23 protein-coding genes are annotated in these 23,899 nt (G+C 73.1%); 2 read left to right on the top strand and 21 right to left on the bottom strand.

The window, feature by feature from the left end:
• Nucleotides 1-81: 81 nt before the first annotated feature.
• Nucleotides 82-1,404, top strand: a complete 1,323-nt coding sequence (locus ACUJ8O_RS00760) for an AI-2E family transporter (protein WP_095346535.1) — start codon at nucleotides 82-84, stop codon at nucleotides 1,402-1,404.
• Between the two features lie 34 nt (nucleotides 1,405-1,438).
• On the opposite strand, the gene ACUJ8O_RS00765 is transcribed toward ACUJ8O_RS00760, so the two are convergent.
• Nucleotides 1,439-1,798 (bottom strand): hypothetical protein, encoded by a 360-nt coding sequence (locus tag ACUJ8O_RS00765; protein ID WP_049161478.1) that lies wholly within the window; start codon nucleotides 1,796-1,798, stop codon nucleotides 1,439-1,441.
• A gap of 52 nt (nucleotides 1,799-1,850) precedes the next feature.
• Between ACUJ8O_RS00765 and nucS the strand changes: the two genes are divergently transcribed.
• Nucleotides 1,851-2,546: an endonuclease NucS gene (nucS, locus tag ACUJ8O_RS00770; RefSeq protein WP_002857250.1), complete on the top strand. Its 696-nt coding sequence runs from the start codon at nucleotides 1,851-1,853 to the stop codon at nucleotides 2,544-2,546.
• A 14-nt stretch (nucleotides 2,547-2,560) separates the two neighbouring features.
• Here the strand turns inward: nucS and ACUJ8O_RS00775 are convergent, their stop codons facing one another.
• The 20 genes from ACUJ8O_RS00775 to argS form a co-directional block, all read right to left on the bottom strand.
• Complete coding sequence (locus tag ACUJ8O_RS00775; RefSeq protein ID WP_225348404.1) at nucleotides 2,561-2,950, bottom strand: DUF2550 family protein; 390 nt, start codon at nucleotides 2,948-2,950, stop codon at nucleotides 2,561-2,563.
• A 34-nt stretch (nucleotides 2,951-2,984) separates the two neighbouring features.
• Nucleotides 2,985-3,260, bottom strand: a complete 276-nt coding sequence (locus ACUJ8O_RS00780; protein WP_002857254.1) for a F0F1 ATP synthase subunit epsilon — start codon at nucleotides 3,258-3,260, stop codon at nucleotides 2,985-2,987.
• A 6-nt stretch (nucleotides 3,261-3,266) separates the two neighbouring features.
• On the bottom strand, nucleotides 3,267-4,724 hold the full coding sequence (atpD, locus tag ACUJ8O_RS00785; protein WP_073115742.1) for a F0F1 ATP synthase subunit beta: 1,458 nt from the start codon (nucleotides 4,722-4,724) through the stop codon (nucleotides 3,267-3,269).
• 53 nt (nucleotides 4,725-4,777) lie between these two features.
• The gene (locus ACUJ8O_RS00790) at nucleotides 4,778-5,671 is read right to left on the bottom strand and encodes a F0F1 ATP synthase subunit gamma (protein ID WP_010079016.1); all 894 of its coding nucleotides are present in this window, start codon (nucleotides 5,669-5,671) and stop codon (nucleotides 4,778-4,780) included.
• A gap of 83 nt (nucleotides 5,672-5,754) precedes the next feature.
• Nucleotides 5,755-7,389, bottom strand: coding sequence for a F0F1 ATP synthase subunit alpha (gene atpA, locus ACUJ8O_RS00795; protein ID WP_115261376.1), 1,635 nt, complete (start codon nucleotides 7,387-7,389; stop codon nucleotides 5,755-5,757).
• A 90-nt stretch (nucleotides 7,390-7,479) separates the two neighbouring features.
• Nucleotides 7,480-8,295 (bottom strand): F0F1 ATP synthase subunit delta, encoded by an 816-nt coding sequence (locus ACUJ8O_RS00800; RefSeq protein WP_115261378.1) that lies wholly within the window; start codon nucleotides 8,293-8,295, stop codon nucleotides 7,480-7,482.
• Nucleotides 8,292-8,846 (bottom strand): F0F1 ATP synthase subunit B, encoded by a 555-nt coding sequence (locus tag ACUJ8O_RS00805; RefSeq protein ID WP_115261380.1) that lies wholly within the window; start codon nucleotides 8,844-8,846, stop codon nucleotides 8,292-8,294. Before ACUJ8O_RS00805 ends, ACUJ8O_RS00800 begins: the two co-directional genes overlap by 4 nt.
• Nucleotides 8,847-8,930: 84 nt before the next feature.
• Nucleotides 8,931-9,146 (bottom strand): ATP synthase subunit C, encoded by a 216-nt coding sequence (locus ACUJ8O_RS00810; protein ID WP_002857264.1) that lies wholly within the window; start codon nucleotides 9,144-9,146, stop codon nucleotides 8,931-8,933.
• A gap of 150 nt (nucleotides 9,147-9,296) precedes the next feature.
• On the bottom strand, nucleotides 9,297-10,097 hold the full coding sequence (atpB, locus tag ACUJ8O_RS00815) for a F0F1 ATP synthase subunit A (protein WP_010079020.1): 801 nt from the start codon (nucleotides 10,095-10,097) through the stop codon (nucleotides 9,297-9,299).
• A 230-nt stretch (nucleotides 10,098-10,327) separates the two neighbouring features.
• Nucleotides 10,328-10,762, bottom strand: coding sequence for a hypothetical protein (locus tag ACUJ8O_RS00820; RefSeq protein WP_095346539.1), 435 nt, complete (start codon nucleotides 10,760-10,762; stop codon nucleotides 10,328-10,330).
• Nucleotides 10,759-11,898, bottom strand: a complete 1,140-nt coding sequence (locus ACUJ8O_RS00825) for an MraY family glycosyltransferase (protein WP_445373058.1) — start codon at nucleotides 11,896-11,898, stop codon at nucleotides 10,759-10,761. The genes ACUJ8O_RS00820 and ACUJ8O_RS00825 overlap by 4 nt, the downstream gene beginning before the upstream one ends.
• A gap of 9 nt (nucleotides 11,899-11,907) precedes the next feature.
• Nucleotides 11,908-12,639 carry an L-threonylcarbamoyladenylate synthase gene (locus ACUJ8O_RS00830; RefSeq protein ID WP_095346543.1) on the bottom strand — a complete coding sequence of 244 codons (732 nt, stop codon included), beginning with the start codon at nucleotides 12,637-12,639 and terminating at the stop codon, nucleotides 11,908-11,910.
• Entirely contained in the window at nucleotides 12,636-13,538 is a 903-nt protein-coding gene (gene prmC / locus ACUJ8O_RS00835; RefSeq protein WP_095346545.1) for a peptide chain release factor N(5)-glutamine methyltransferase, read from the bottom strand. Before prmC ends, ACUJ8O_RS00830 begins: the two co-directional genes overlap by 4 nt.
• The gene (gene prfA, locus ACUJ8O_RS00840; protein WP_095346547.1) at nucleotides 13,535-14,644 is read right to left on the bottom strand and encodes a peptide chain release factor 1; all 1,110 of its coding nucleotides are present in this window, start codon (nucleotides 14,642-14,644) and stop codon (nucleotides 13,535-13,537) included. The genes prmC and prfA overlap by 4 nt, the downstream gene beginning before the upstream one ends.
• Nucleotides 14,645-14,759: 115 nt before the next feature.
• Nucleotides 14,760-16,826, bottom strand: coding sequence for a transcription termination factor Rho (gene rho, locus ACUJ8O_RS00845; RefSeq protein WP_095346549.1), 2,067 nt, complete (start codon nucleotides 16,824-16,826; stop codon nucleotides 14,760-14,762).
• 320 nt (nucleotides 16,827-17,146) lie between these two features.
• Entirely contained in the window at nucleotides 17,147-18,100 is a 954-nt protein-coding gene (gene thrB, locus ACUJ8O_RS00850) for a homoserine kinase (protein WP_170747941.1), read from the bottom strand.
• Nucleotides 18,101-18,103: 3 nt separating this feature from the next.
• Entirely contained in the window at nucleotides 18,104-19,216 is a 1,113-nt protein-coding gene (gene thrC, locus ACUJ8O_RS00855; protein WP_036313078.1) for a threonine synthase, read from the bottom strand.
• Nucleotides 19,217-19,219: 3 nt separating this feature from the next.
• Entirely contained in the window at nucleotides 19,220-20,542 is a 1,323-nt protein-coding gene (locus ACUJ8O_RS00860) for a homoserine dehydrogenase (protein WP_049147165.1), read from the bottom strand.
• Between the two features lie 170 nt (nucleotides 20,543-20,712).
• On the bottom strand, nucleotides 20,713-22,185 hold the full coding sequence (gene lysA, locus ACUJ8O_RS00865; RefSeq protein WP_087114103.1) for a diaminopimelate decarboxylase: 1,473 nt from the start codon (nucleotides 22,183-22,185) through the stop codon (nucleotides 20,713-20,715).
• An 8-nt stretch (nucleotides 22,186-22,193) separates the two neighbouring features.
• Nucleotides 22,194-23,864 (bottom strand): arginine--tRNA ligase, encoded by a 1,671-nt coding sequence (gene argS, locus ACUJ8O_RS00870; RefSeq protein WP_078026020.1) that lies wholly within the window; start codon nucleotides 23,862-23,864, stop codon nucleotides 22,194-22,196.
• Between the last annotated feature and the right edge of the window lie 35 nt (nucleotides 23,865-23,899).

Below are 23,899 nucleotides of genomic sequence, written 5' to 3' on the forward strand. Positions count from 1 at the left end.
CGAGGGGCGTTGTCACTGGGCCCCACGGTAGCCTCCCGGGCGCGGCGCGGTCAGGCCGGGGCCCTGACGTACGCTGAGCGCGTGGAGGAGAAGGAGACCGCATCCGGCCCGGATGCCACCGGCGTCGCCGACGTCCGCGCCCCGGCCGAGCCCGAGGGCGCCGAGCAGCCGCCCGTGGCCGGCGTCCCCGTGGAGCCGGTCGGGGTGGCCGCCGCGCCGCGGTCGCACGGGCCGGCGCCCGCCGGGCGTCGTCGACTGCCCCGCCTGGGCTCGGTCCTGCGGCGGCGCCGTCCCTTCCTCGAGGAGGACCGGGTGGACCCCGAGTCGGTCCCCGTCGACGGCGCCGAGGATCCGGCGGTCGCGGCCGTGGTCGTCGAGTCCCCCGTGCTGACCGGCTTCCTGCTCGCAGTCGGCGTGGCCCTGGCCATCGGCGTCGTCTCGGTGCTGCGCACGAACGGACAGCTCATCGTGTGGATCGCCGCGGCCCTGTTCATCGCCCTGGGCCTGGATCCGCTGGTGCGCCGGGTCGAGTCCTGGGGCGCGCCCCGCTGGGTCGGCGTGCTCACGGCCGCGCTCGGCCTGGCCGCCGTGGCCGGGGCGTTCGTCGCCCTCCTGGTCCCCACGGTGATCGAGCAGTCCACGCAGCTGGTCCAGGACCTGCCGGCCATCATCGACGGGGTGATGACCGCCGAGTGGTTCGTGCAGCTCGACGAGGAGTTCCACCTCCAGGAGGCCGTCCGCGCCCAGACCGAGCGCCTCGCCGCCGACGGCGTCGCCGTCACCGACCTGTTCGGCGGGCTCCTCGGCTTCGGCCAGACCGTGCTGAACGCCGTCTTCTCGGTGCTCGTGGTGGTCGTGCTGACGCTGTACTTCCTCTCCTCCCTGCCGCACATGAAGTACTGGGCCTACCGGCTCGCACCGCGTTCGCGCCGGCCCCGCATCGAGGCGCTGTCCGAGCAGATCACCTCCTCGGTCGGCCACTACGTGATGGGCCAGTCCTTCGTGGCCGCCCTCAACGGCGCGGTGGCGTTCACGGCGCTGGCCATCGCCGGCGCCCCCTTCGCCGTCCTGCTCGCCGCGATCGCCGCCTTCATGGCGTTCATCCCGCTGGTGGGCGCCGCGATCGGCGGCACGCTGCTGACCCTCGTGAGCCTGCTGACGTCGTGGCAGACCGCCGCCGTGTTCGCGGCCATCTACTTCGTCTATCTGCAGATCGAGGCCTACGTCATCTCGCCGCGCGTCATGGCGCGCGCGGTGTCCGTGCCGGCGGCCGTGGCCGTGATCGCGGTGATCGCCGGAGGCGCGCTGCTCGGCGTCCTCGGCGCCCTCATGGCGATCCCGCTCGCCGTCGCGCTGCTGCTGCTGGTCCGCGAGGTCTTCATCCCCCGCCAGGACGCCCGGTAGGCCCACGACGGCGGCGCGGCCCGGACCGTCGCGGTCAGCGGCCCGGTCGGGTGCGCCAGCACACCGGGTGCCAGTGCCGCCGGTCCGCCCCCGCGTCCTCGTCCCCCATGATCCAGTCCGCGCGCCAGGCCACGAGGTGCGCCTGGCCCTGCCGGATCACCCGGCCGCAGCCGGGGCACGTGTAGTCCTTCACCGCGCGCCACGCGGGGATCTGCCGGACGTGCCATCCGCCGTCGGACCCGGACTGGCGCGAGTAGCCCGCGTCCAGGCCGAGGAGCTCCTCGAGCGGGTCGGCGCGCCCCGGCGACGGCCGGGACCGCCGGGAGGCGCCGGAGGCCCCGCGCTCGCTCCGCCGAGGCGCGGACGAGCGGCGGGGGCGGTTCGAACGGGGCATGCCCCCATGCTGGCACACGAGCGGGTGGGCGCGGTCCGCCTAGGATGGACCGGTGCGACTCGTCATTGCCCGCTGCTCCGTGACCTATGAGGGCCGCCTGAACGCCCACCTGCCCACCGCCACCCGCCTGCTCATGGTGAAGGCGGACGGCTCGGTGCTGGTGCACTCCGACGGCGGCTCCTACAAGCCCCTCAACTGGATGTCGCCGCCCGCGACCCTGCACGTGGAGGAGCCCTCCCCCGATCAGGCCGACCAGGGGGTGACGCAGGTCTGGCGCGTGCAGGCCAAGAAGTCCGATGACCGGCTCATCGTGCTCATCGAGGAGGTCCTGGCGGACGACTCCCACGAGCTCGGCGTGGACCCCGGCCTCGTCAAGGACGGCGTGGAGGCGGATCTGCAGCGTCTGCTGGCCGAGCAGATCAGCCTGCTCGGCGACGGCCACACCCTCGTGCGCCGCGAGTACATGACGGCGATCGGCCCCGTGGACATCCTGGCCCGCGACGCCGACGGCGGCACCGTGGCGGTCGAGCTCAAGCGCCGCGGGGACATCGACGGGGTCGAGCAGCTCACCCGCTACCTCGAGCTGATGAACCGGGACCCGCTCCTGGCGCCCGTGCGCGGCGTGTTCGCGGCCCAGCAGATCAAGCCCCAGGCCCGCACCCTCGCCGAGGACCGCGGCATCCGCTGCGTCACCCTCGACTACGACGCGATGCGCGGCGTGGACGACGCCGAGTCCCGCCTGTTCTGAGGGGCCGGGCGGGCTCAGCGGCGCCAGAAGGACGACGCCGCGGACGGCCCCGCCTCGCTCCAGGCGCGCAGGGCGCCGGCGTCGTCGGGGTCGACGACGACGCGCACCGGACGTGTGCCGGCGCTCAGCTCCAGGACGGCCCGGCCGGCCTCGTCCGCCGGGAGGCGGTCGATCTGCAGGCGGCTCCGGTCCGCGCTCCAGCGCTCCCGCGAGAGGCGCCAGCCCCCGGTGAGGCGCAGGCGGGACTCGTCGTACACGCCGATCACACGCTCACGCCCCGGGCCCTCCCGCTCCAGGACCGCCGGGAAGGCGGCCGTGACACGGGCGAGGGCCCGGCGCCGCATCACCAGGGCGAGTGCCGACAGCACGATGACTGCCCCCACGGCCGCCGAGGCGATGAGCACCGGGCCCTCCACCGTCAGGTCCTGCCGCGCCGCGTCAGGCCGCCGCGGCGTCGCCCAGCCGGGCGGACGTCGCGGCGATCACGACACGGTCGTGGTCCACGGAGAAGAAGCCGCCGTGGGCCTGCGCGGTGACGGTGCCGCCGTCCGTGGTGCGCACCACGACCTCGCCGTCGCCGAGGACGGCGAGCATCGGGGTGTGGCCCGGGAGGATGCCGATCTCACCGTTGACGGTGCGCGCCGACACGGCCGACGCGGCGCCCGACCAGATGGACCGCTCCTCGGAGACGATCTCGACGTTGAGCTCAGCCATGATCGATCAGCCCTCGGCCTGGATCTTGGCCCACTCGCGCTCGACGTCGTCCAGGCCGCCCACGTTGTAGAAGGCCTGCTCCGCGACGTGGTCCAGGTCGCCGTCGGCGATGGCCTTGAAGCCCTCGACGGTGTCCTTGACCGGCACGGTGGAGCCCTCGACGCCGGTGAACTGCTTGGCGGTGTAGGTGTTCTGCGAGAGGAACTGCTCGATCTTGCGGGCGCGGCCCACGGTGATCTTGTCCTCCTCGGAGAGCTCGTCCACGCCGAGGATCGCGATGATGTCCTGCAGCTCCTTGTTCTTCTGCAGGATCTGCTTCACGCGGATGGCGACGTCGTAGTGCTCCTGGCCCACGTACTGCGGGTCGAGGATGCGCGAGGTCGAGGCCAGCGGGTCCACGGCCGGGTACAGGCCACGGGACGCGAGGTCACGGGTCAGGTTGGTGGTCGCGTCCAGGTGCGCGAACACGTTGGCCGGGGCCGGATCGGTGTAGTCGTCCGCGGGGACGTACACGGCCTGCATCGAGGTGATGGAGTGGCCGCGGGTCGAGGTGATGCGCTCCTGGAGCACGCCCATCTCGTCCGCCAGGTTCGGCTGGTAACCCACGGCGGAGGGCATGCGGCCCAGCAGCGTGGAGACCTCGGAGCCGGCCTGCGAGAAGCGGAAGATGTTGTCGATGAACAGCAGCACGTCCTGGTTCTGCACATCGCGGAAGTACTCCGCCATGGTCAGCGCGGACAGGGCCACGCGCAGACGCGTGCCCGGCGGCTCGTCCATCTGGCCGAACACGAGGGCGGTGTCCTTCAGGACGTCCGCCTCGTCCATCTCGACCCAGAGGTCGTTGCCCTCACGGGTGCGCTCACCGACGCCGGCGAACACGGAGGTGCCGCCGAAGTTGCGGGCCACACGGGTGATCATCTCCTGGATGAGCACGGTCTTGCCCACGCCGGCGCCGCCGAACAGGCCGATCTTGCCGCCCTTGATGTAGGGGGTCAGCAGGTCGATGACCTTGATGCCGGTCTCCAGCATCTCGGTGGAGCCCTCGAGGGAGGCGAAGTTGGGGGCCGGGCGGTGGATCGGCCAGCGGTCCTCGGCCTGCAGCTGCGAGGTCGGCATGTCCAGGGTCTCGCCGAGCACGTTGAAGATGTGGCCCTTCACGGCGTCGCCGACCGGCACCGAGATGGGGGCGCCGGTGTCCACGACATCGGTGCCGCGCACCAGGCCGTCGGTGGACTGCAGGGAGATGGCGCGGACCATGTTGTCGCCGAGGTGCTGGGCGACCTCGAAGGTGACCGTGCGGCGCTGGCCGTTGAGGTCGATCTCGGTGGTCAGCGCGTTGTAGATCTCCGGCATCGCGTTGGCCGGGAACTCGGCGTCGATCACGGGGCCGATGACGCGGGACACGCGTCCGGTGGCACCGCCGGTGGGGGTCCCGGTGCCCTGGTCAGTGATGGTGGCAGTCATCTCTCTCACTTCTATCGTGTGTGGATGGCGAGTCTGGTGAGTCCCGAACGGGCTCAGGAGTTGTTGAGCGCGTCCGCGCCCGCGATGAGCTCGGTGAGCTCCTGGGTGATCTCGGCCTGACGGGCGTTGTTCATCAGGAGGGTGTAGTCCTTGATGAGGCTCGTGGCGTTGTCGCCCGCCGACTTCATGGCACGCTGACGGTTGGCGAGCTCCGAGGCCGCCGACTGCAGCATCGCGTTGAAGATGCGCGACTCGATGTACTTGGGCAGCAGCGCGTCGAGGACCTCCTCCGCGTCCGGCTCGTACTCGTAGAGCGGCAGCACATCCTCGGCGGTGGCGGCCTCCTCCTCGACGACCTCGAGGGGCAGCAGGCGCACCACGTGGGGGTTCTGCTTCACGAGCGAGACGAATTCGGTGAACACGACGTGGATCTCGTCCACGCCGCCGTCGGCCGTGTCCGTGAGGAACGCGTCCACGAGCACCTCGCCGATCTCGGCGGCGCGCTCGGCGACGGGGGCGTCCGTCTGACCGGTCCACAGCTTCTTGTAGCCGCGGCCGCGGAAGTCGAAGTACGTCTGCGCCTTGCGGCCGACGACGTACACGTCCACGTCCTTGCCCTCCTCGCCGAGGCGGGTGAGGAGCTGCTCGGCCTTGCGCAGCACGTTCGCGGAGTACGCGCCGGCGAGGCCGCGGTCCGAGGACATGATGAGCACGGCCGCCCGGGTCGGGTTCTCGGGCTCCGTGGTGAGGACATGATCGATGTCGTGCTGGCTCGACACGGCCGAGACGGCGCGGGTGATCGCGTTCGCATACGGCAACGACGCGCTGACGCGCTCACGTGCCTTGGTGATGCGAGACGTGGCGATCAGCTCCATCGCCTTGAAGATCTTCCTCATCGACGACGTCGACGCGATCTTCTGACGGTAGACCCGGATCTGGGCTCCCATGGTGGTCCTTTCCCTGGCGGGAGGGCCGCCCGGCGTCGTCCCCGTGGGGCCCGACGCCGGACCGCTCCCTCACCGACCGGCGGTCAGCGCTTCTGCTTGGTGATCTGCTCCTGCGCGACCTGGTCCTGCTCGATCGCGCGGTGCTCCTCGTGACCGGCCTGCACGCCGCCGTCCTCGGAGGACTGGAAGCCCTTCGAGAACTCGGCGACGGCCGACTCGAGCGCGGACACGGTGCCGTCCTCGAGCTTGCCGGTGGAGGCGATGTCGGTCAGGACGGAGGTGTGGCGACGCAGGTGGTCGATGAACTCGCGCTCGAAGCGCAGCACGTCCTGCACCGGCACCTCGTCGAGGTGGCCCTTGGAGCCAGCCCAGATGGACACGACCTGCTCCTCGACCGGGTAGGGCGAGTACTGGGGCTGCTTGAGCAGCTCCATGAGGCGCTCACCGCGGGCGAGCTGGCGGCGGGTGGCCGGGTCCAGGTCCGAGGCGAACATGGAGAACGCCTGCTGGTCGCGGTACTGCGCCAGGTCCAGCTTCAGCGTGCCGGAGACCTTCTTCATGGCCTTGACCTGGGCGGCGCCGCCCACGCGGGACACCGAGATGCCCACGTCCACGGCGGGACGCTGGTTGGCGTTGAACAGGTCCGACTGCAGGAAGATCTGGCCGTCGGTGATGGAGATGACGTTGGTCGGGATGTAGGCCGACACGTCGTTCGCCTTGGTCTCGATGATCGGCAGGCCGGTCATCGAGCCCGCGCCCATGTCGTCCGAGAGCTTGGCGCAGCGCTCGAGGAGCCGGGAGTGCAGGTAGAAGACGTCGCCCGGGTAGGCCTCGCGGCCCGGCGGGCGGCGCAGCAGCAGGGAGACGGCGCGGTAGGCCTCGGCCTGCTTCGACAGGTCGTCGAAGATGATCAGCACGTGCTTGCCGCCGTACATCCAGTGCTGGCCGATGGCCGATCCGGCGTAGGGGGCGAGGTACTTGAAGCCGGCCGGGTCGGACGCCGGGGAGGCCACGATGGTGGTGTACTCCAGGGCGCCGTGCTCCTCCAGCGTGGCGCGGACGCCGGCGATGGTGGAGGCCTTCTGGCCCACGGCCACGTAGACGCAGCGGACCTGCTTCTCGACGTCGCCCGACTCCCAATTGGCCTTCTGGTTGAGGATCGTGTCCACGGCGATGGCGGTCTTGCCGGTCTGGCGGTCACCGATGATCAGCTGACGCTGGCCACGGCCGATCGGGATCATGGCGTCGATGGCCTTTATGCCGGTCTGCAGCGGCTCGTGGACCGACTTGCGCTCGGTCACGGTCGGCGCCTGCAGCTCGAGGGCGCGGCGGCCCTCGGCCTCGATCGGGCCCAGGTCGTCGATGGGCTGGCCCAGCGGGTCCACCACGCGGCCCAGGAAGGCATCGCCCACCGGGACGGAGAGGATCTCGCCGGTGCGCTGCACCTCCATGCCCTCGCGGATCTCCTGGAACTCGCCGAGGACGACGACACCGATCTCGCGGGTGTCGAGGTTCTGGGCCAGGCCCTGGATGCCGTTCTCGAAGCGCAGCAGCTCGTTCGCCATGACGGAGGGCAGACCCTCCACACGAGCGATGCCGTCCGCCGCGGAGATGACACGGCCGACCTCGGTGCGATCGGTGCCCGACGGTTCGTACGATGCCGCGAATTCGTTCAAGGCATTGCGGACATCGTCAGCGTTGATGGTCAATTCGGCCATCTGCAGTCCCTGCTCTCTGTGCTTGGTGATCATCGACGTGACGATGATGCTTACGTTCGTGGGTGTTCCGGATGCGGGCGGGGGCCGGCGTCAGCCGGCCATCCGCCGCTGGAGGTCGTGAAGGCGCGAGGCCATGGACCCGTCGACGACGTCGTTGCCGACCTGGACGCGGACGCCGCCCACCACGTGGGGGTCCACCGTCACGTCCATGACGAGATCGCGGCCGAAGGCGCGGCGCAGGCCCAGGGCCAGCCGCTCCTGCTGCTCGGCCTCGAGCGGCCGGGCCACGGTCACCTCGGCGATCCACTGACGCTGCCGCTCGGCGACGATGTCCGCGGCCTTGCGGATAGCGGCGGACGGCTTCAGGCCGCGCGGGGCCGAGACGGCGCGCTCGACCAGCAGTCGGCCGGCCGGACTGGCCGACGCGCCCAGGAGACGACCGGCCAGTCTGACCCGTGCCTCGAGGGGTGCGCGCTGATCGGTGAGCGCCCGCTGCACCTCGTGCGAGTCCTCCACCGTGCGGTTGAAGGCCAACAGCTCGCCCAAGAGGGCGGCCAGGCCCGCATGTCCGCCGCGTGCGGCCTCCGCGGCGGCCGCGTGCACGGCCACCGTCTCGAGGGCGTCCCCGAGATCGCGCTCCGCCGACCAGCGGCGGCCGGCAAGGTCCTTGAGGACCTGCAGTGCACCGGGGGTCACCCGGGCGCCGAACAGCGAGTCGACGAGGCCGTGACGGCGCTCGGTGGTCCAGGCGGGGTCGGTCAGGGCGCGACGCAGGGCGCCGTGCTCGTCCACCACGTCCAGCGCGCCGAACAGCTCGCGTGCCAGGGCCACGCCGCCCTCGTCCAGCACCGGACCGACGGCCTCCAGGGAGGCGGCCAGGGAGTCCCTCGATGCGCCCGTCATCATTCGGCGACACCTGCGCTCTGGTGACGGTCCAGGTCAGCCAGGAAGCGGTCGACCACGCGCTGCGAGCGGGCGTCGTCCTCGAGAGACTCGCCCACGATCTTGCCGGCCAGGGTCGTGGCCAGCGAGCCGACCTCGCGCTTGAGCTGCGCGGCGGCCTGCTGACGCTCGGCGGCGATCTGCGCCTGCGCCTGCTCGGAGATGCGCCTCGCCTCGGCGGTCGCGCGCTCGCGCGCCTCGGCCACGATCTCGGCGGCCTCGGTGCGGGCATCCTCCCGGATGCGGTTCGCCTCGGTGCGGGCGTCCGCCAGCTGCGACTCGTAGTCCGCCATCATCGCGTTCGCCTCAGCCTGGGCCTTCTCAGCCTTGGCCAGACCGCCCTCGATCGCCTCGACACGGTCCTGGTAGGACTTCTCGAGGGTCGGGACGATGAACTTGATGACGATGAACATGAGCAGGGCGAAGCCCACCACGACGACGAGGATCTCCCACGGGTTGGGGATCAGGGGGTTGGCCCCCTCAGCCGCCGCGAGGATCAGTCCGTTGCTGATCATGTTTCAACCATCCTTCGGTCAAGAGTCCTGTGGAGATGGAGCATCGACGGTCTCACCGTGCGGGCGCTCCGTGGACGCGGCGCGTCAGGCGCCGATGACGAAGGCGAAGACGAGGCCCAGGATGGCGAGGGCCTCGGCGAGCGCGAAGCCCAGGAGGGCGATCGGCTGCAGGATGCGCTGGGCCTCCGGCTGACGGGCGACGCCGTTGATGTAGGCGGCGAAGATCAGGCCCACGCCGATGGCGGAGCCGATGGCGGCGAGGCCGTAGCCGATCATGTTGAGCGAACCGTGCAGTTCCATGGTGTTCCTTTCACGAGGCCGAGGTGTCCGGCCGGGTTGTGGAGGGGCGGCCTCCCGGGTGGTCCTCCTGCGGAGGGCCGGGAAGACTGGTGGCGGGCTCTCCCGCCGTACCGCGGCCGCCTGGGTCATGCCCGAGGCGGCCCCGGAAGATCAGTGGTCGTTCGCGTCGATCGCGCCCTGGATGTAGATGGCGGTCAGCAGCGTGAAGACGAAGGCCTGCAGGTACATGATCAGCAGCTCGAGGAAGTACAGGGCCACCGAGCCGAGGATGACCAGGATGCCGGTGCCCTGCAGGGCCAGGCTGTCGGTCTGCGTGATCAGGTAGGCGGCGCCGGCGCCGGCGAGCATCACGATCATGTGGCCGGAGAGCATGGTGGCCATCAGACGCAGGGAGTGGGTCAGCGGGCGCACGATGAAGTTGGAGATGATCTCCAGCGGCACGAGCAGCGGCAGGATCCAGCCGGGCACACCCGAGGGCACGACGGCCAACTTCAGGTAGCGCACGCCGTGTCGCTTGATGCCGACGCCGATCCAGATCGCGTAGACGATGAGGGCCAGGCCGTAGGCGGCGCCCGCGTGGGAGAAGGTCGGCAGCTGCAGAACCGGGATGGCGCCGAACAGGTTGTTCAGCAGCACGAAGAAGAAGATGGCGAAGAGCAGCGGGACCCACTGCTTGAAGTTCTTCTCGCCCAGGATGTCCTTCGCGATGTCGTTCCGGACGAAGGAGTAGCCGGACTCGGCGAGCCACTGGGCCTTGCCGGGCACGAGCCGGGGACGGCGCATGGCCCACGCGAAGAAGGCGGTGATGAGCACCACGGAGAGCAGGACGAGCAGCATCTGCTTGCCGAAGCCGGTGCCGTACTCCGCACCCCAGGGGAAGATCTCCGGGAGGTGACCATCAGAGATGGTGGGGGGCACGAATGATGCGTTGGCCAGCACGAGGGTCAGCACACGGTTCCTCTCCGAAGTGATGCAGTCGACGGGACAGCAGCCTCGTCCCCGGACCACAGGCGGGCGCCGCGACATTGCGGGGTACCGGTGCGATGCGAGACACGGATAGCGGCAGATGGGCGCCGTCGAAGTGTTCGCTGACAACGATACCAAACGGTGACCCGTGCTCCATACCGCGGAAGGGGCCCACGGCATGGCCCCCGGCTCGGTGTCTTCGCGCCTCGGGCGGGTCAGTCGGAGTAGATCCCGCGGCGGGTCCGCGCGAAGACGAGGACCTCCGTGGCCTGCCAGACGAGGATCGTCACGAGGGCGGCGATCGCCGCCGCGTCCGTCCGGACCCAGCCGGGGCGGGGCAGGACCCCCAGCAGCACCGCGAACACCGCGATCTTGAGCACGAACAGCCCCACGCTGACCGGCAGCGCCGCCTCGCGCGCCCGGTCCCAGACGAGTGCCGTCGTCACCCCGGTGAGCGCCGAGAGCGCGAGCACCGCGCCGCCGCCCAGCAGGGCGCTCCCGGCCGCCTCCCCGCCGGCGGAGAACAGCCACGCGGCGCCCGTGATCGCCAGGGCAGCACCCGCCGTGGCCAGGGACCACCCGAGGATCCCCCACCAGCCACGGCGGTTCTCCCAGCGGCGCCGGCGTCGGCGACCGCCCGCCCCGGTCACGCGTCCCCCCGCTCGTCCGGGTGGGCCGCGGCGTCGTTCCGGTCCGCGCGACGGCGCTCCACGATCGGAAGCAGGGTCAGGTAGCCGGCTCCGGCCAGGGCCACGGCGAGCACGGGCAGGACGATCATGGGGTCCACGAAGTTCAGGGACACCGCGCCCCATGCCACGAGGAACGCCCAGAGCCAGAGCAGCGCGACGGCCTGCGCCTGGGTGTAGCCGCCGTCCACGAGCTTGTGGTGCAGGTGCCCGCGGTCCGCCGAGAAGGGGCTGGTGCCCTTGGCCGTCCGCCGCAGCACGGCCAGGGCGAGGTCCGCGAGCGGGAGTGCGAGGACGGCGACGGGCAGCAGGATCGGCATGTAGGCGGGGACGTTGCGGAAGCGCATCCCGTCCAGGGCGTTGACGTCAGCGGTCACGGCGACCGCGGCCGCGGCCATCAGCAGGCCGATGAGCATGGCCCCCACCTCACCCATGAAGATGCGGGCCGGGGCCAGGTTCCACGGCAGGAAGCCCATGCACGCGCCGACGAGCAGGGCCATGAGCAGGGTGGCGAGGTTGGCGTAGTCGAACTGGTTGATGGTCCGCGTCAGCAGATACGAGTAGACGAAGAAGGCCGAGCCGCCGATCAGCGCGACGCCCGCCGCCAGGCCGTCCAGACCGTCCACGAAGTTGATCGCGTTCATCGTCAGCACCACGGCGAACACCGTGAGGATGACCTGCGTGGTCTCGTTCCCCACCGGGATCCAGCCCACCGGCATCGCCTCGATGCGGATCCCGCCGAGGGCCACCGCGAGTCCGGCCAGCACCTGGCCGGCCATCTTCACCCACCAGCGCAGGTCCCACATGTCGTCGGCGATGCCCACGACGAGCACGACGGCGACGGCGACCAGGAGCCCGCGCATCGCGGCGTCGTCCGCGTAGATCCCCTGGAGGAACGGCACGACTCCCCCGACGGCGAAGCCGACCAGCACGGCCGCGGCCATGGCGACTCCACCCAGCTTCGGCACGGGGTGCCGGTGCACGTCCCGCTGGCGCAGCGGGGTGAACACGCGCGCGCGCAGCCCCAGCCGGCGCATGAGGGGCGTCAGGGCCCCGCAGGCGACGGCCGTGACCATGACCAGGACGAGATACGCGCGCATGGGGGCCGGTCAGGCCTCCCCGTCGGCGGGGCGCGCCGCGGCAGCGTCCTCAGCCGCGATCCGATCGGCGGCGACCGGGGGCTCCTCGCCCTCGGCGAGCAGGTCCGGCACCACCGCGCGCAGCTCCTCCAGGGGCACCGAACCCTGCCGGGCCACGCGGAACGGGGTGACGGTGCAGTCCACGATCGTCGAGGGATCCCGGCTCTCGCGGGGGCCGGCGTCGAGGTAGAGGGCCACGGACTCCCCCAGCATCGAGCGGGCGGCGTCGCCGGTGGTGGCGGCGTCCATGCCGGTGCGGTTCGCGCTGGAGACGGCCATGGGGCCGACGGCGTAGAGCAGCTCGCGGGCCACCGCGTCGTCGGGCACGCGCAGGGCGACGGTGCCGCGGGTCTCGCCGAGGTCCCAGGTCAGCGTGGGCTGGGACTTGAGGATGAGCGTGAGGGCGCCGGGCCAGAAGCGCTCGGCGAGGGCCTCGGCCTCCTCCGGCACGTCGTACGCGAGGCCCGCCATGACGCGGCGGTCCGCGATGAGCACGGGCGGCGGCATGGTGCGGCCACGGCCCTTGGCGGCCAGCAGCACGGCCACGGCCAGGGGGGAGAACGCGTCCGCTCCGATGCCGTAGACGGTGTCCGTGGGCAGGACCACGCAGCCGCGGTCCGCGAGGACCTCGCGGGCGCGGGCCACGGCATCCTCGAGGGCGGCCGGATCCGAGACGTCGATGAAGTCACTCACGTCGGTCATTCTTCCACCTCCGCGCCCGCCGCGGCTTCGCCGGACCGGCGCGCCGTCAGGAACCGGTCCCGTCCGGTGAGGTCCTGGTGGACTCGTTCGCCCGTGAACCGGGGGTCCGCACCGAGGGCGGACAAGAGGGCCGGGCCCTGCGTCTCGTGGTGCTCCATGGCGAACAGGCCGCCCGGGGCGAGCAGGCCCGCCGCCCGGTGCGCGATGGCCCGCGGGATCCGCAGCCCGGGCGTGTCCCCGCCGTAGAGCGCCCGCGCCGGGTCCAGTCGGGCCTCCGGTTGGGCGGGCACCTCGGCCTCGGGCACATAGGGCGGGTTGCTCACGACGACGTCCACGCGGCCCTCGAGGTCGGGGCATGCGACAAGGGCATCACCTTGTCGCAGGTCGACCCCGCGCGGGGCGAGGTTCCGCCGGGCCCAGTCGGCCGCCGTCGGGTCGAGCTCGACGGCGGTGACGGCGAGCGGGCGGCCCCGCGCCTCGCCCCACGCCGCGACGGCCGCGGCGATCGCGCCGGAGCCGGTGCACAGGTCCACCACGACGCCCGCCGCGGGCCGCGCGGCCAGGTCGGCCACGACGGTCTCCACGAGCCGCTCGGTCTCCGGCCGCGGGATGAAGACGCCCGGGCCGACCGCGAGGTCGAGCCCGTGGAAGTGCGCGACGCCGGTCAGGTGCTGGACGGGCTCGCGGGCGGCGCGGCGCCCGATGAGCGTCTCGAACGCCGCCGCCTGCGCGGGCTCGGCCACGGCCCCGGCGAACACCCGGGCCAGCAGCGCGCCGCGGTCGAGTCCGAGCACGTGGGCCAGCAGCAGCTCGGCGTCCACGCGCGGCGAGTCGATGCCCGCCGCGGTCAGGCGGGCGGCGGCGTCGCGCAGCAGCGCGGACCAGGCCGGTGCGCTCACGCGTCCCCGCCCAGCGCGGCGAGCCGCCGCTGCTCGTCGAGGGCGAGGCAGGAGGCGATCACGGCCTCGAGGTCGCCGTCGAGGACCGCGTCGAGGTTGTGCGCCTTGTAGCCGGTGCGGTGGTCCGCGATCCGGTTCTCCGGGAAGTTGTAGGTGCGGATGCGTTCCGAGCGGTCCATGGTGCGCACCTGCGCGGCGCGCGCCGCGGAGTCCTCGGCGTCCTGCTCCGCCCGCTGCCGCTCGAGCAGCCGCGACCGCAGCACGCGCAGCGCGGCCTCGCGGTTCTGGATCTGGGACTTCTCGTTCTGCATGGAGACGACGATCCCCGTGGGCAGGTGCGTCAGGCGCACCGCGGAGTCGGTCGTGTTGACGGACTGGCCGCCCGGCCCGGAGGAGCGGAAGACGTCCACCTTGAGGTCGTTCGGATCGAGGTGGACCTCGTCCGGGGCGTCCACCTCGGGCAGCACGAGCACGCCGGCGGCGGAGGTGTGGATGCGGCCCTGGGACTCGGTGACGGGCACGCGCTGCACTCGGTGCACGCCGCCCTCGAACTTGAGCCGGGCGTAGACGCCGTCGGCCGGGTCGGCCGCGCTCCCCCGCACCGCCACGTGGACGTCCTTGTAGCCGCCCAGGTCGGAGTGCGTGGCGGAGAGGATCTCCGTCTTCCAGCCCCGGGAGTCGGCGTAGCGCAGGTACATGCGCAGCAGGTCGCCGGCGAACAGGGCCGCCTCCTCGCCGCCCTCGCCGCCCTTGATCTCGAGGATCACGTCGCGGGCGTCGTCGGGGTCGCGCGGGATCAGCAGCCGGCGCAGCCGTTCGGCGGCCTCCGCCTCGGCCGCCTCCAGACCGGGCACCTCGGCCGCGAAGGCCGCCGCGTCGTCATCGCCGGCCGCGGCCAGCTCCCGCGCGTCGGCCAGCTCCTCCGCGGCCGCCGACCAGGCGCGGTGGGCCGTCACCACGGCGCCGAGCTCGGCGAACCGCCGGTTCAGCCGGCGGGCGAGTGCCGGGTCCTGGTGCACCGCCGGGTCGGACAGGCGCGCCGTCAGCTCGCGATGCTCCGCCAGGAGCCGATCCACGGCCTCGCGCCGCTGCTCCGAATCGAACACGTGCGTGCCTCTCCTCCTCCGGCCTCAGGGGGCCGGGCTGTCCGATGCGGACGGCCCCGCCCCGTCCGGCGGAGACGAGCTCCCCCCGGCGGGACGGGGCCGTGCGACGGGACGGTCAGTCGTCGCCCTTGGACCCCAGCGTGGTCTTGGAGACCAGCATGAGGAACTCGGCGTTGGACGCGGTGTCCTTGATCTTGTTGGTGAGCAGGTCGAGGGCCTGCTGCTGGTCGAGGCCGGAGAGCACCCGGCGCAGCTTCCACATGATCTTGACCTCCTCCTGCGAGAGCAGGGCCTCCTCGCGGCGCGTGCCGGACGCGTTGACGTCCACCGCCGGGAAGATGCGGCGCTCCGCGAGGTGGCGGGACAGGCGCAGCTCCATGTTGCCGGTGCCCTTGAACTCCTCGAAGATCACCTCGTCCATGCGCGAGCCGGTCTCGACCAGCGCGGTGGCCAGGATGGTCAGCGAGCCGCCGTTCTCGATGTTGCGGGCGGCGCCGAAGAACTTCTTCGGCGGGTACAGGGCCGAGGAGTCCACACCGCCGGAGAGGATGCGGCCCGAGGCCGGGGCGGCCAGGTTGTAGGCGCGGCCCAGGCGGGTCATGGAGTCGAGCAGCACGACGACGTCGCGGCCCATCTCCACGAGGCGCTTGGCGCGCTCGATGGCCAGCTCGGCGAGGGTGGTGTGGTCGTCCGCCGGGCGGTCGAACGTGGAGGCGATGACCTCGCCGTCCACCGACCGCTGCATGTCGGTGACCTCCTCGGGGCGCTCGTCGACGAGCACCATCATGAGGTGGACCTCGGGGTTGTTCGTCTTGATCGCGTTGGCGATCGACTGCAGGATCATCGTCTTGCCGGCCTTGGGCGGGGAGACGATGAGGCCGCGCTGGCCCTTGCCGATGGGGCTGACCAGATCGATCACGCGGGGGCCGATCAGCTTGGGATCGGTCTCCAGGCGCAGGCGCTCCTGCGGGTACAGCGGCACGAGCTTGCCGAACTCCACGCGCTGCGGGTGCTCGACGGCGGGCTGGCCGTTGACCGAGGAGATCTTCACCAGGGCGTTGAACTTCTGGCGGTTGGAGCCGCCGCCGTGGTGCTGCTTCTCACCGTCGCGCGGGGCGCGGATCGCGCCGACGACGGCGTCGCCCTTGCGCAGACCGTACTTCTTCACCATGGCCAGGGAGACGTAGACGTCGTTCGGGCCCGGCAGGTAGCCGGAGGTGCGGACGAACGCGTAGTTGTCCAGCACGTCGAGGATGCCGGCCACGGGCTGCAGGACGTCGTCCTCGGTCAGCTCGGTCTCGTCGACCTCGGGGCCGCCGCGGCCACGGCGGTTGCGGCCGCGCTCGTTGCGGTTGCGGCGGTTGCGACGGTTGCGGCCGCCCTCGTCGTCGCGGTCGTCGCGGCGGCTGCGGTCCCCGCGTCCGCCGTCGCCCCGGCCGCCGTCCTCGGACTTGTCGCCGCGCTGCTCGCGCGAGCCGTCACGGCCGTTCTCACGGTCCCGATTGTTCTCGCGGCCGTTCTCGCGGTCACGGCCGTTCTCACGGTCCCGCCCGTTGCGGCCGTTGCGGCCGCGGCCGTTCTCGCGCCCGTTGTCGTCACGGTCCTCCCTGTCGCCGCGGCGGTCCGCGCCGTCCTCGCCCCGGGCGCCGTCGGAGCGACGGTCCTGACCCTGCTGGGCGTCGTCGTCGCCGGCGCGGCGGCCGCGGGAGCGGCGCTCGGACTGCGGGCGGCCCTCGCCCTCGTCGCGGGTCTCGGACCCCTCGGACCGATCCTGGTCCGAGGCGGTCTCCCGGGGGGCCTGCTCCGTCTGGTCCTCGCGGGCCTCGGCCTGGGGCTGCCCGTCCTGGGCGGCGGCCGGAGCCGAGGTGTCGGCATCGGCGCGGCGCGAGCGGCGGCGGGCCGGGCGCTCGGCGGCCGGGGCGGCGTCCTCTGAGGACGCGGCCGCCGGGGCGGCCTCGGCGGCGGGGGCCGCGGTGGTCTGGGCCGCGCGCTCGGCGGCGTCGCGGTCCGCCACGGAGCCGCCGCGCTGGTGGTCGGAGATCGCGGTCACCAGGTCGGCCTTGCGCATGCGCGAGCCGCCGGCGATGCCGAGCTGAGAGGCCAGGGCCTGGAGCTGGGCGAGCTTGAGCGAGGCCAGGCCACCGCCGTTCGTCGGCGTGGTCTGTTCCGTGGATTCGGTCACGAAGGTTCCTTCTCCCTCGAATGCGGCCCGGCGGCGCGTGGCGCGTCGGGCTGCGGTGTGCATCCGGTCGGGCCGCGCAGCGGCGCCCCAGAAAACCGGGTTTCATGGTGTGAACTCATCAGTGGCGCCTCCCCTGATCGTGCGCAGTCGCTGCGTGACGGGGCGGAGGCGTCCGGACTCGACCGAGCCGGAGGGGGTCCCGCACGCCGGCCGTGCGCAGCACGGGATGGATCGCGGCGGGGTTCCGGCCGACGGCGCACGGTGCGTCCGGCCGTCACTGGCCCGGGCACCGGAGACCCGGGCCGCGCGAGGCGGTGGGGTCAGCCGTGGTGGAGTGATTCCACCCTAACACCGTCCACGGCCACGCACGGCACCAGCACGCGCCAGGAGGCCGCCCCGTCCGCCGTCAGAGCACGCGCCGCCTCCGCGGCGTGCTCGGCCGCCTGAACGCCGTCGCACAGCGCGAGCACGGTGGGACCTGCGCCGGAGACGACGGCGGCATGGCCGCGCTCGCGCAGCCCCGCGACCAGTGCGGCGCTGGCCGGCATGGTCACGGCGCGCGGCTCCTGGTGCAGCCAGTCCCGTGTGGCGGCCGGCAGCAGCGCGGGGTCCTCCGCCAGCGCGTGGACGAGCAGCGCGGCACGGCCGGCCTGGGCCGCCGCCACGGCGTGGGGCACCTCGGCGGGCAGCACGCCCCGGGCGACGTGGGTGGACAGCTCGGTGTCCGGGATCGCGACCACCGGCACCACGCGCTCGTGCAGCCGCAGCCGCGCCGTGGCCGGGCCGGGGACGTCGTCACGGGTCCAGGAGACGGTGGCCCCGCCCACGAGCGCGGGGGCGACGTTGTCCGGGTGCCCCTCGAAGCGGGTGGCCGCCTCGAGCAGGTCCGCGGGCGCCCGGCGCAGCGCGGCCGGCAGCAGGGCCTCGGCCGCGGCGTAGGCCGCGACGACGGCGGCCGCGGACGAGCCGAGCCCGCGGGCGTGCGGGATCCGGTTCACGGCGCGCAGGTGCAGCCCCGGCGCGGTGAACCCGCGGTCCCGCAGGTGCTCGTGCGCCAGGCGCAGGATCAGGTGCGCGCCGTCCCGCGGCAGGGTGGCCTCCCCCTCCCCCACGACCTCCGCGACGTCGGGGCCCGCCACGACCGTGAGCGTCACCTCGTCGCGCAGCTCCAGGGCCAGGCCCATCGAGTCGAAGCCGGGGCCGAGGTTGGCGGAGGTGGCGGGGACGGAGACGGACGCGGCGGTCCCGGGCGCCAGCGGCTGCGGTGCGGCCATGGCTCAGCTCAGGCCGAGGGCCTGGGCGACGGTGACCACGTCGAACGGCACCGAGCGCGGGGTCACGTCGGCGCCGTCGGCGCCGCGCAGGGCCCACTGCGGGTCCTTGAGGCCGTGGCCGGTGACGGTGATGACCCAGCTCTTGCCGGCCGGCACGTTCCCGGCGGCGTGGTGCTTGAGCAGCCCGGCGACGCCGGCGGCGGAGGCGGGCTCGACGAACACGCCCTCCTTCGCGGAGAGCCAGCGGTGGGCCTCGAGGATCTCCTCGTCCGTGACGGAGTCGATCATCCCGCCGGACTCGTCGCGGGCGGCCTCGGCCTGCTCCCACGAGGCCGGGTTGCCGATCCGGATGGCGGTGGCGATCGTGTCCGGGTCGGTCACGGGGTGGCCCTGGACGATCGGGGCGGCGCCCGCGGCCTGGAAGCCCCACATCACGGGGGTCTTCGTGGCCACCGCGGGCAGCTCGGCGTCCGAGGCGCCCTCGTGCGGGTTCACGTAGGGGGCGGCGTACTCGCGGTAGCCCTTCCAGTACGCGGTGATGTTGCCCGCGTTGCCCACGGGCAGCAGGTGGTAGTCCGGGGCGTCGCCGAGGGTGTCCACGACCTCGAACGCGCCGGTCTTCTGCCCCTCGATGCGGGCCGGGTTGACGGAGTTCACGAGGAACACGGGGTAGTTCTCGGCCAGCTTGCGGGCCACCTCGAGGCAGTCGTCGAAGTTGCCCTGCACCTGGAGGATCTCCGCGCCGTGGGCCACGGCCTGGGACATCTTGCCCATCGAGATCTTCCCCTCGGGTACGAGCACGGCGCACGTGATCCCGGCCTGCGCGGCGTAGGCCGCCGCCGAGGCGGAGGTGTTGCCGGTGGACGCGCAGACGACGGCCTTCGCACCGTCCGCGACGGCCGCGGTGATCGCCATGGTCATGCCGCGGTCCTTGAAGGAGCCGGTCGGGTTCATGCCCTCGAACTTCACGTGCACGGTGCCCTGCACCAGCTCGGAGAGGTGGGGGGCGTGGATGAGCGGGGTGCCGCCCTCGCCGAGGGTGATCACGCGCGTGTCCTCGGTGACGGGCAGGCGGTCGGCGTACTCGCGGACGACGCCGCGCCACTGGTGGGCCATGGGTCAGTTCCCTTCGACTCGGAGGACGGACGCGACCTCGTGGACGACGTCCAGGGCGGCGAGCGCCCCGACGGTGGCGTCGAGGTCGCGCTGCCGCGCACGGTGGGTGATCAGCCGCAGGGACGCGCCGGGGGCGTCCTCGCGCTCAGATGGGACCTGGCGCAGCGTCTCGATGGAGACGCCGTGCTCCTCGAACACCCCGGCGACACGGCGCAGCACGCCGGGCTGGTCCGCCGCGCGCAGCACGACCATGAAGGAGGTGTGGGCCTCGGCCGGGTCCAGGGCGGGCAGGGCGGTGACGGGGGTGCGCAGGCGCGCCGGGCCGCCGCGCACGATGCGCTGGGCGATCGAGACGACGTCGCCCATCACCGCGGAGGCGGTGGGGGCGCCGCCGGCGCCGGGACCGTAGAACATGAGCTCGCCGGCGTTGTCGGCCTCCACGAAGACGGCGTTGAACGCCCCGCGCACGGAGGCCAGCGGGTGCTCCCGCGGCAGCAGGGTGGGGTGCACGCGCAGGACCGCGCCCTCGGCGCCGTCGGCGGCGCGGCCGCGCTCGGCGATCGCCAGCAGCTTGATGACGTAGCCCGCCTCCGCGGCGGCGGCGTTGTCCTCGGCCGTGATCGCGGTGATGCCCGCGACGGCCACCTGGTCCAGTGTGTACGGCGCCCCGAACGCGATGGTCGCCAGGATCGCGGCCTTCGCGGCGGCGTCGTGGCCCTCGACGTCGGCGGTCGGGTCGGCCTCGGCGTAGCCGAGCCGCTGGGCCTCGGCGAGGGCGTCGTCGAAGTCCGCCCCCTCGGAGTCCATCCGGTCGAGGATGAAGTTGGTGGTGCCGTTGGCGATGCCCATCACGCGGGTGACGCGGTCGCCGCCCAGGGAGTCGCGCAGCGGGCGCAGGATCGGGATGGCGCCGGCGACGGCGGCCTCGAAGCTGAGCTGCGCGCCGGTGGCGGCGGCCGCGGCGTACAGCTCCTCGCCGTGCTGGGCCAGCAGCGCCTTGTTGCCCGTCACCACGGACGTGCCGGCGGCCAGGGCGCGCAGGATCAGGGTGCGGGCCGGCTCGATGCCGCCCATCAGCTCGATGACGACGTCCGCGCCGTCCACGAGCGCCTCGGCGTCGGTCGTGTAGAGCGCCGGGTCCGCCTGCCAGTCGCGCGTCGCGCCCGTGTCCCGCACCGCGATGCCCGTGAGCTCGAGGTCGGCGCCCACGCGGTCCCGCAGGATGTCGGCGTCCTCGGTGAGGATCCGGGCGGTCTGGGACCCCACGGTCCCGCCGCCCAGCAGGGCGACCTTGAGTGCGGTGGGGGCGTCGGTGTGCTGGGGCATGGTCCTCCGTGATCCAGGGTGGGTCGGGCCCGCGCGACCGCGCGGCCCGGCTGGCCTCGAATCTAGCGCGGCGCCCCGGCCCGTCCCACCGCGCGACACTCGGTGTCCGCAGAGCGGGACGGACCCACCCGGGCTCGAGGCCGGCGGCCGGGTGCGCCGCGCCCGCGTCCTCAGCGGGCGAGGCGCGGATCGGCCTCGCGGGCGAACAGGTCCTCCTGCGTCTCGCGACGGATGATCACCCGCGCCTGCCCGCCGGAGACCGCGACGACGGCCGGGCGGGCCAGCGCGTTGTAGTTCGAGGACATCACGTGCGTGTACGCGCCCGTGGCCGGCACGGCCAGCAGGTCGCCGCGGCCCAGGTCGGCCGGCAGGTACACGTCGCGGACCAGGATGTCGCCGGACTCACAGTGCTTGCCCACCACACGGGAGAGCACCGGCTCGGCCTCCGAGGTGCGGCGCGCGGAGACGGCGGTGTAGTCGGCGTCGTAGAGGACGGGACGCGGGTTGTCGGACATGCCGCCGTCCACGGCGACGTAGCGGCGGGCCGCGGTGCCGCCGTCGGGGGCGTCCACGTCCACGGTCTTGGTCACCCCGACCGTGTAGAGGGTCAGCCCCGCGGGGCCCGAGATGGCCCGCCCCGGCTCGAGCGAGATGCGCGGGCACGCCAGGCCGAGGCGCTCGACGGTCTTCTGGACGTCGTCGGCGAGGGCGTCGGCGATCTCCGCGGCCGGGCGCGGCTCGTCCACGGCCGTGTAGGCGATGCCGTGGCCGCCCCCGAGGTCGAGCTCGGCCAGCTCCACCCCGTGCTCGGCCTTGACCTCGGCGAGGAACTCGAGCACGCGTCCGGCCGCCAGCCCGAAGCCCTCGGCCTCGAAGATCTGGGACCCGATGTGGCAGTGCACGCCCAGCAGCTTGATCGACTCGGCGGCCAGGGCCGCGGCCACGGCGACGGCGGCCGGCGAGCGGCCGGCCACATTGCCGTCCCGGTCGGTGGAGGCCGGGGCCAGGGAGAGCCCGAACTTCTGGTCCTCGTGCGCGGTGGCGATGAAGTCGTGGGTGTGCGCGTGCACGCCCGGGGTCAGCCGGAGCATCACGGGGGCGCGGCGGCCGGCCTCGGCCGCGAGCGCGGCCAGGTGGGTGAGCTCGTCGAGCGAGTCCACGATGATCCGGCCCACGCCCGCCTCGAGGGCGGTGCGCAGCTCGGCGTCCGACTTGTTGTTGCCGTGCAGGCCGATGTGGGCCGGGTCGATGCCGGCGGCCAGCGCGATCGCCAGCTCGCCGCCCGAGGCGGTGTCCACGCGCAGGCCCTCCTCGGCGGCCCAGCGGGCGGTGGAGAGGGTGAGCATGGACTTGCCGGCGTAGTAGACGTCCGCTCCCCCGCACAGGTCGGCGAAGGCGGCGTCGAAGCCCTTGCGGAACGCGCGGGCGCGGGCGCGGAAGTCGTCCTCGTCCACCACGAGCAGCGGCGTGCCGAACTCCGCGGCGAGCGCGCTCGCGCGCAGGCCCTGGACGGTGAGCTCGCCGTCGGCGGCGCGGTCCACGCCGGCGGCCCACAGGCCGGGCACGAGCGCGTCCGGGTCCCCCGGTGCGGGGAGCCAGGCGGGGGCGAGCGGGGAGGCGGGGGCGGGCTGCGGCGTCCTCATCCGGGCGCTCACATCTTCTCCGGGGCGGACACGCCGAGCAGGCCCAGGCCGTTGGCCAGCACCTGGGCGGTGGCGTCGTTGAGCCACAGGCGGGTGCGGTTGAGGGTCTCCACGGGGCGCGGCGTGCCGTCGTCGGTGGGCATGGGCACGATCCGGCAGGCGGCGTACCACGAGTGGTAGGCCCCGGCGATCACCTCGAGGTGGCGGGCCACGCGGTGCGGCTCGCGCAGGCGCGCCGCCGCGGCGACGACGGCCGGGAACTCCGCCAGCTGAGCCAGCAGCTCCGACTCGGTGGCGTGGGTGAGCAGGGCGGCGTCGAACTCGGAGCGGTCCACCCCGTGGGCCTGCGCGGTGCGCGCCGCGCCCGAGGCACGGGCGTGGGCGTACTGCACGTAGTAGACGGGGTTGTCGTTCGTGGTGGAGCGCAGCAGCTCGGGGTCGATCGTCAGGGGCGAGTCCGCGGGGTAGCGGGCCAAGTCGTAACGCAGGGCGTCGCGGCCGAGCCACTCGACGAGGTCCTTGAGCTCGATGATGTTGCCGGCGCGCTTGGAGAGCTTCGCGCCGTTGACCGAGATGAGCTGGCCGATGAGGATCTCGATGTTCGTCGCCGGGTCGTCGCCGGCGGCGGCGGCGATCGCCTTGAGGCGGTTCACGTAGCCGTGGTGGTCGGCACCGAGCAGGTACACCTTCTCCTCGAAGCCGCGGTCGCGCTTGTGGAGGTAGTAGGCGGCGTCGGCGGCGAAGTAGGTGGGCTCGCCGTTGGCGCGGATGAGCACGCGGTCCTTGTCGTCGCCGAAGTCCGTGGTCTTGAGCCACACCGCGCCCTCGCGGTCCTCGACGTGGCCCTGTTCGCGCAGCCGCTGCACGGCCTGCTCGATCGCGCCGGAGTCGTGGAGCGTCTGCTCCGAGGTGAACACGTCGAAGTGCACGTCGAAGGCGGCGAGCGTGTCCTTGATGTCCTGCATCTGGAGCCGGTACGCGGCCTCTCGGACCACCGGGCGGGCGGCCTCGTCCGTCAGCTCGCGCACGTCCGGGTGCTCGAGGGCGACGGCGTCGGCCAGCTCCTGCACGTACGCGCCGGGGTAGCCGCCCGCGGGGACGTCGCGGCCGTGCAGGCGGGCGAGGACCGAGTCGGCGAACACGTTCATCTGGTTGCCGGCGTCGTTGACGTAGTACTCGGCGGTGACGTCCGCGCCCGAGGCGCGCAGCAGGCGGGCGATCGCGTCGCCCAGCGCGGCCCAGCGGGTGTGGCCGATGTGCAGCGGGCCGGTGGGGTTGGCGGAGACGAACTCCATGTTCACGGTGTGCCCGGCCAGGGCGTCGTTGCGGCCGTACTCCGGGCCGGCCTCGACGATCTCGCGGGCCAGGGCACCGGCCGAGGCCGCGTCCAGGGTGACGTTGAGGAAGCCGGGGCCGGCGACGTCGACGGCGGCGATGCCCGGCTTGTCGGTCAGGCGCTCGGCCACGAGCCCGGCGAGGTCGCGCGGGGCCATCCCGGCCTTCTTGCCCAGCTGGAGGGCGACGTTGGTGGCCCAGTCGCCGTGCTCGCGGCTGCGGGGTCGCTCCACCTTCACGCGCGCGGGGGTGATCTCCTCCCGCAGCGCGGCGGGGAGGTCACCGGCATCGACGGCGTCGGTGAGGACAGCGGACAGCAGGGCGGAGAGGTCTTCGGGCTTCACCCGCGCAAGTCTACGGAAGGGCCGCCGCGCCCGTG

This window comes from Micrococcus sp. EWR3.9.1, from assembly GCF_052615555.1.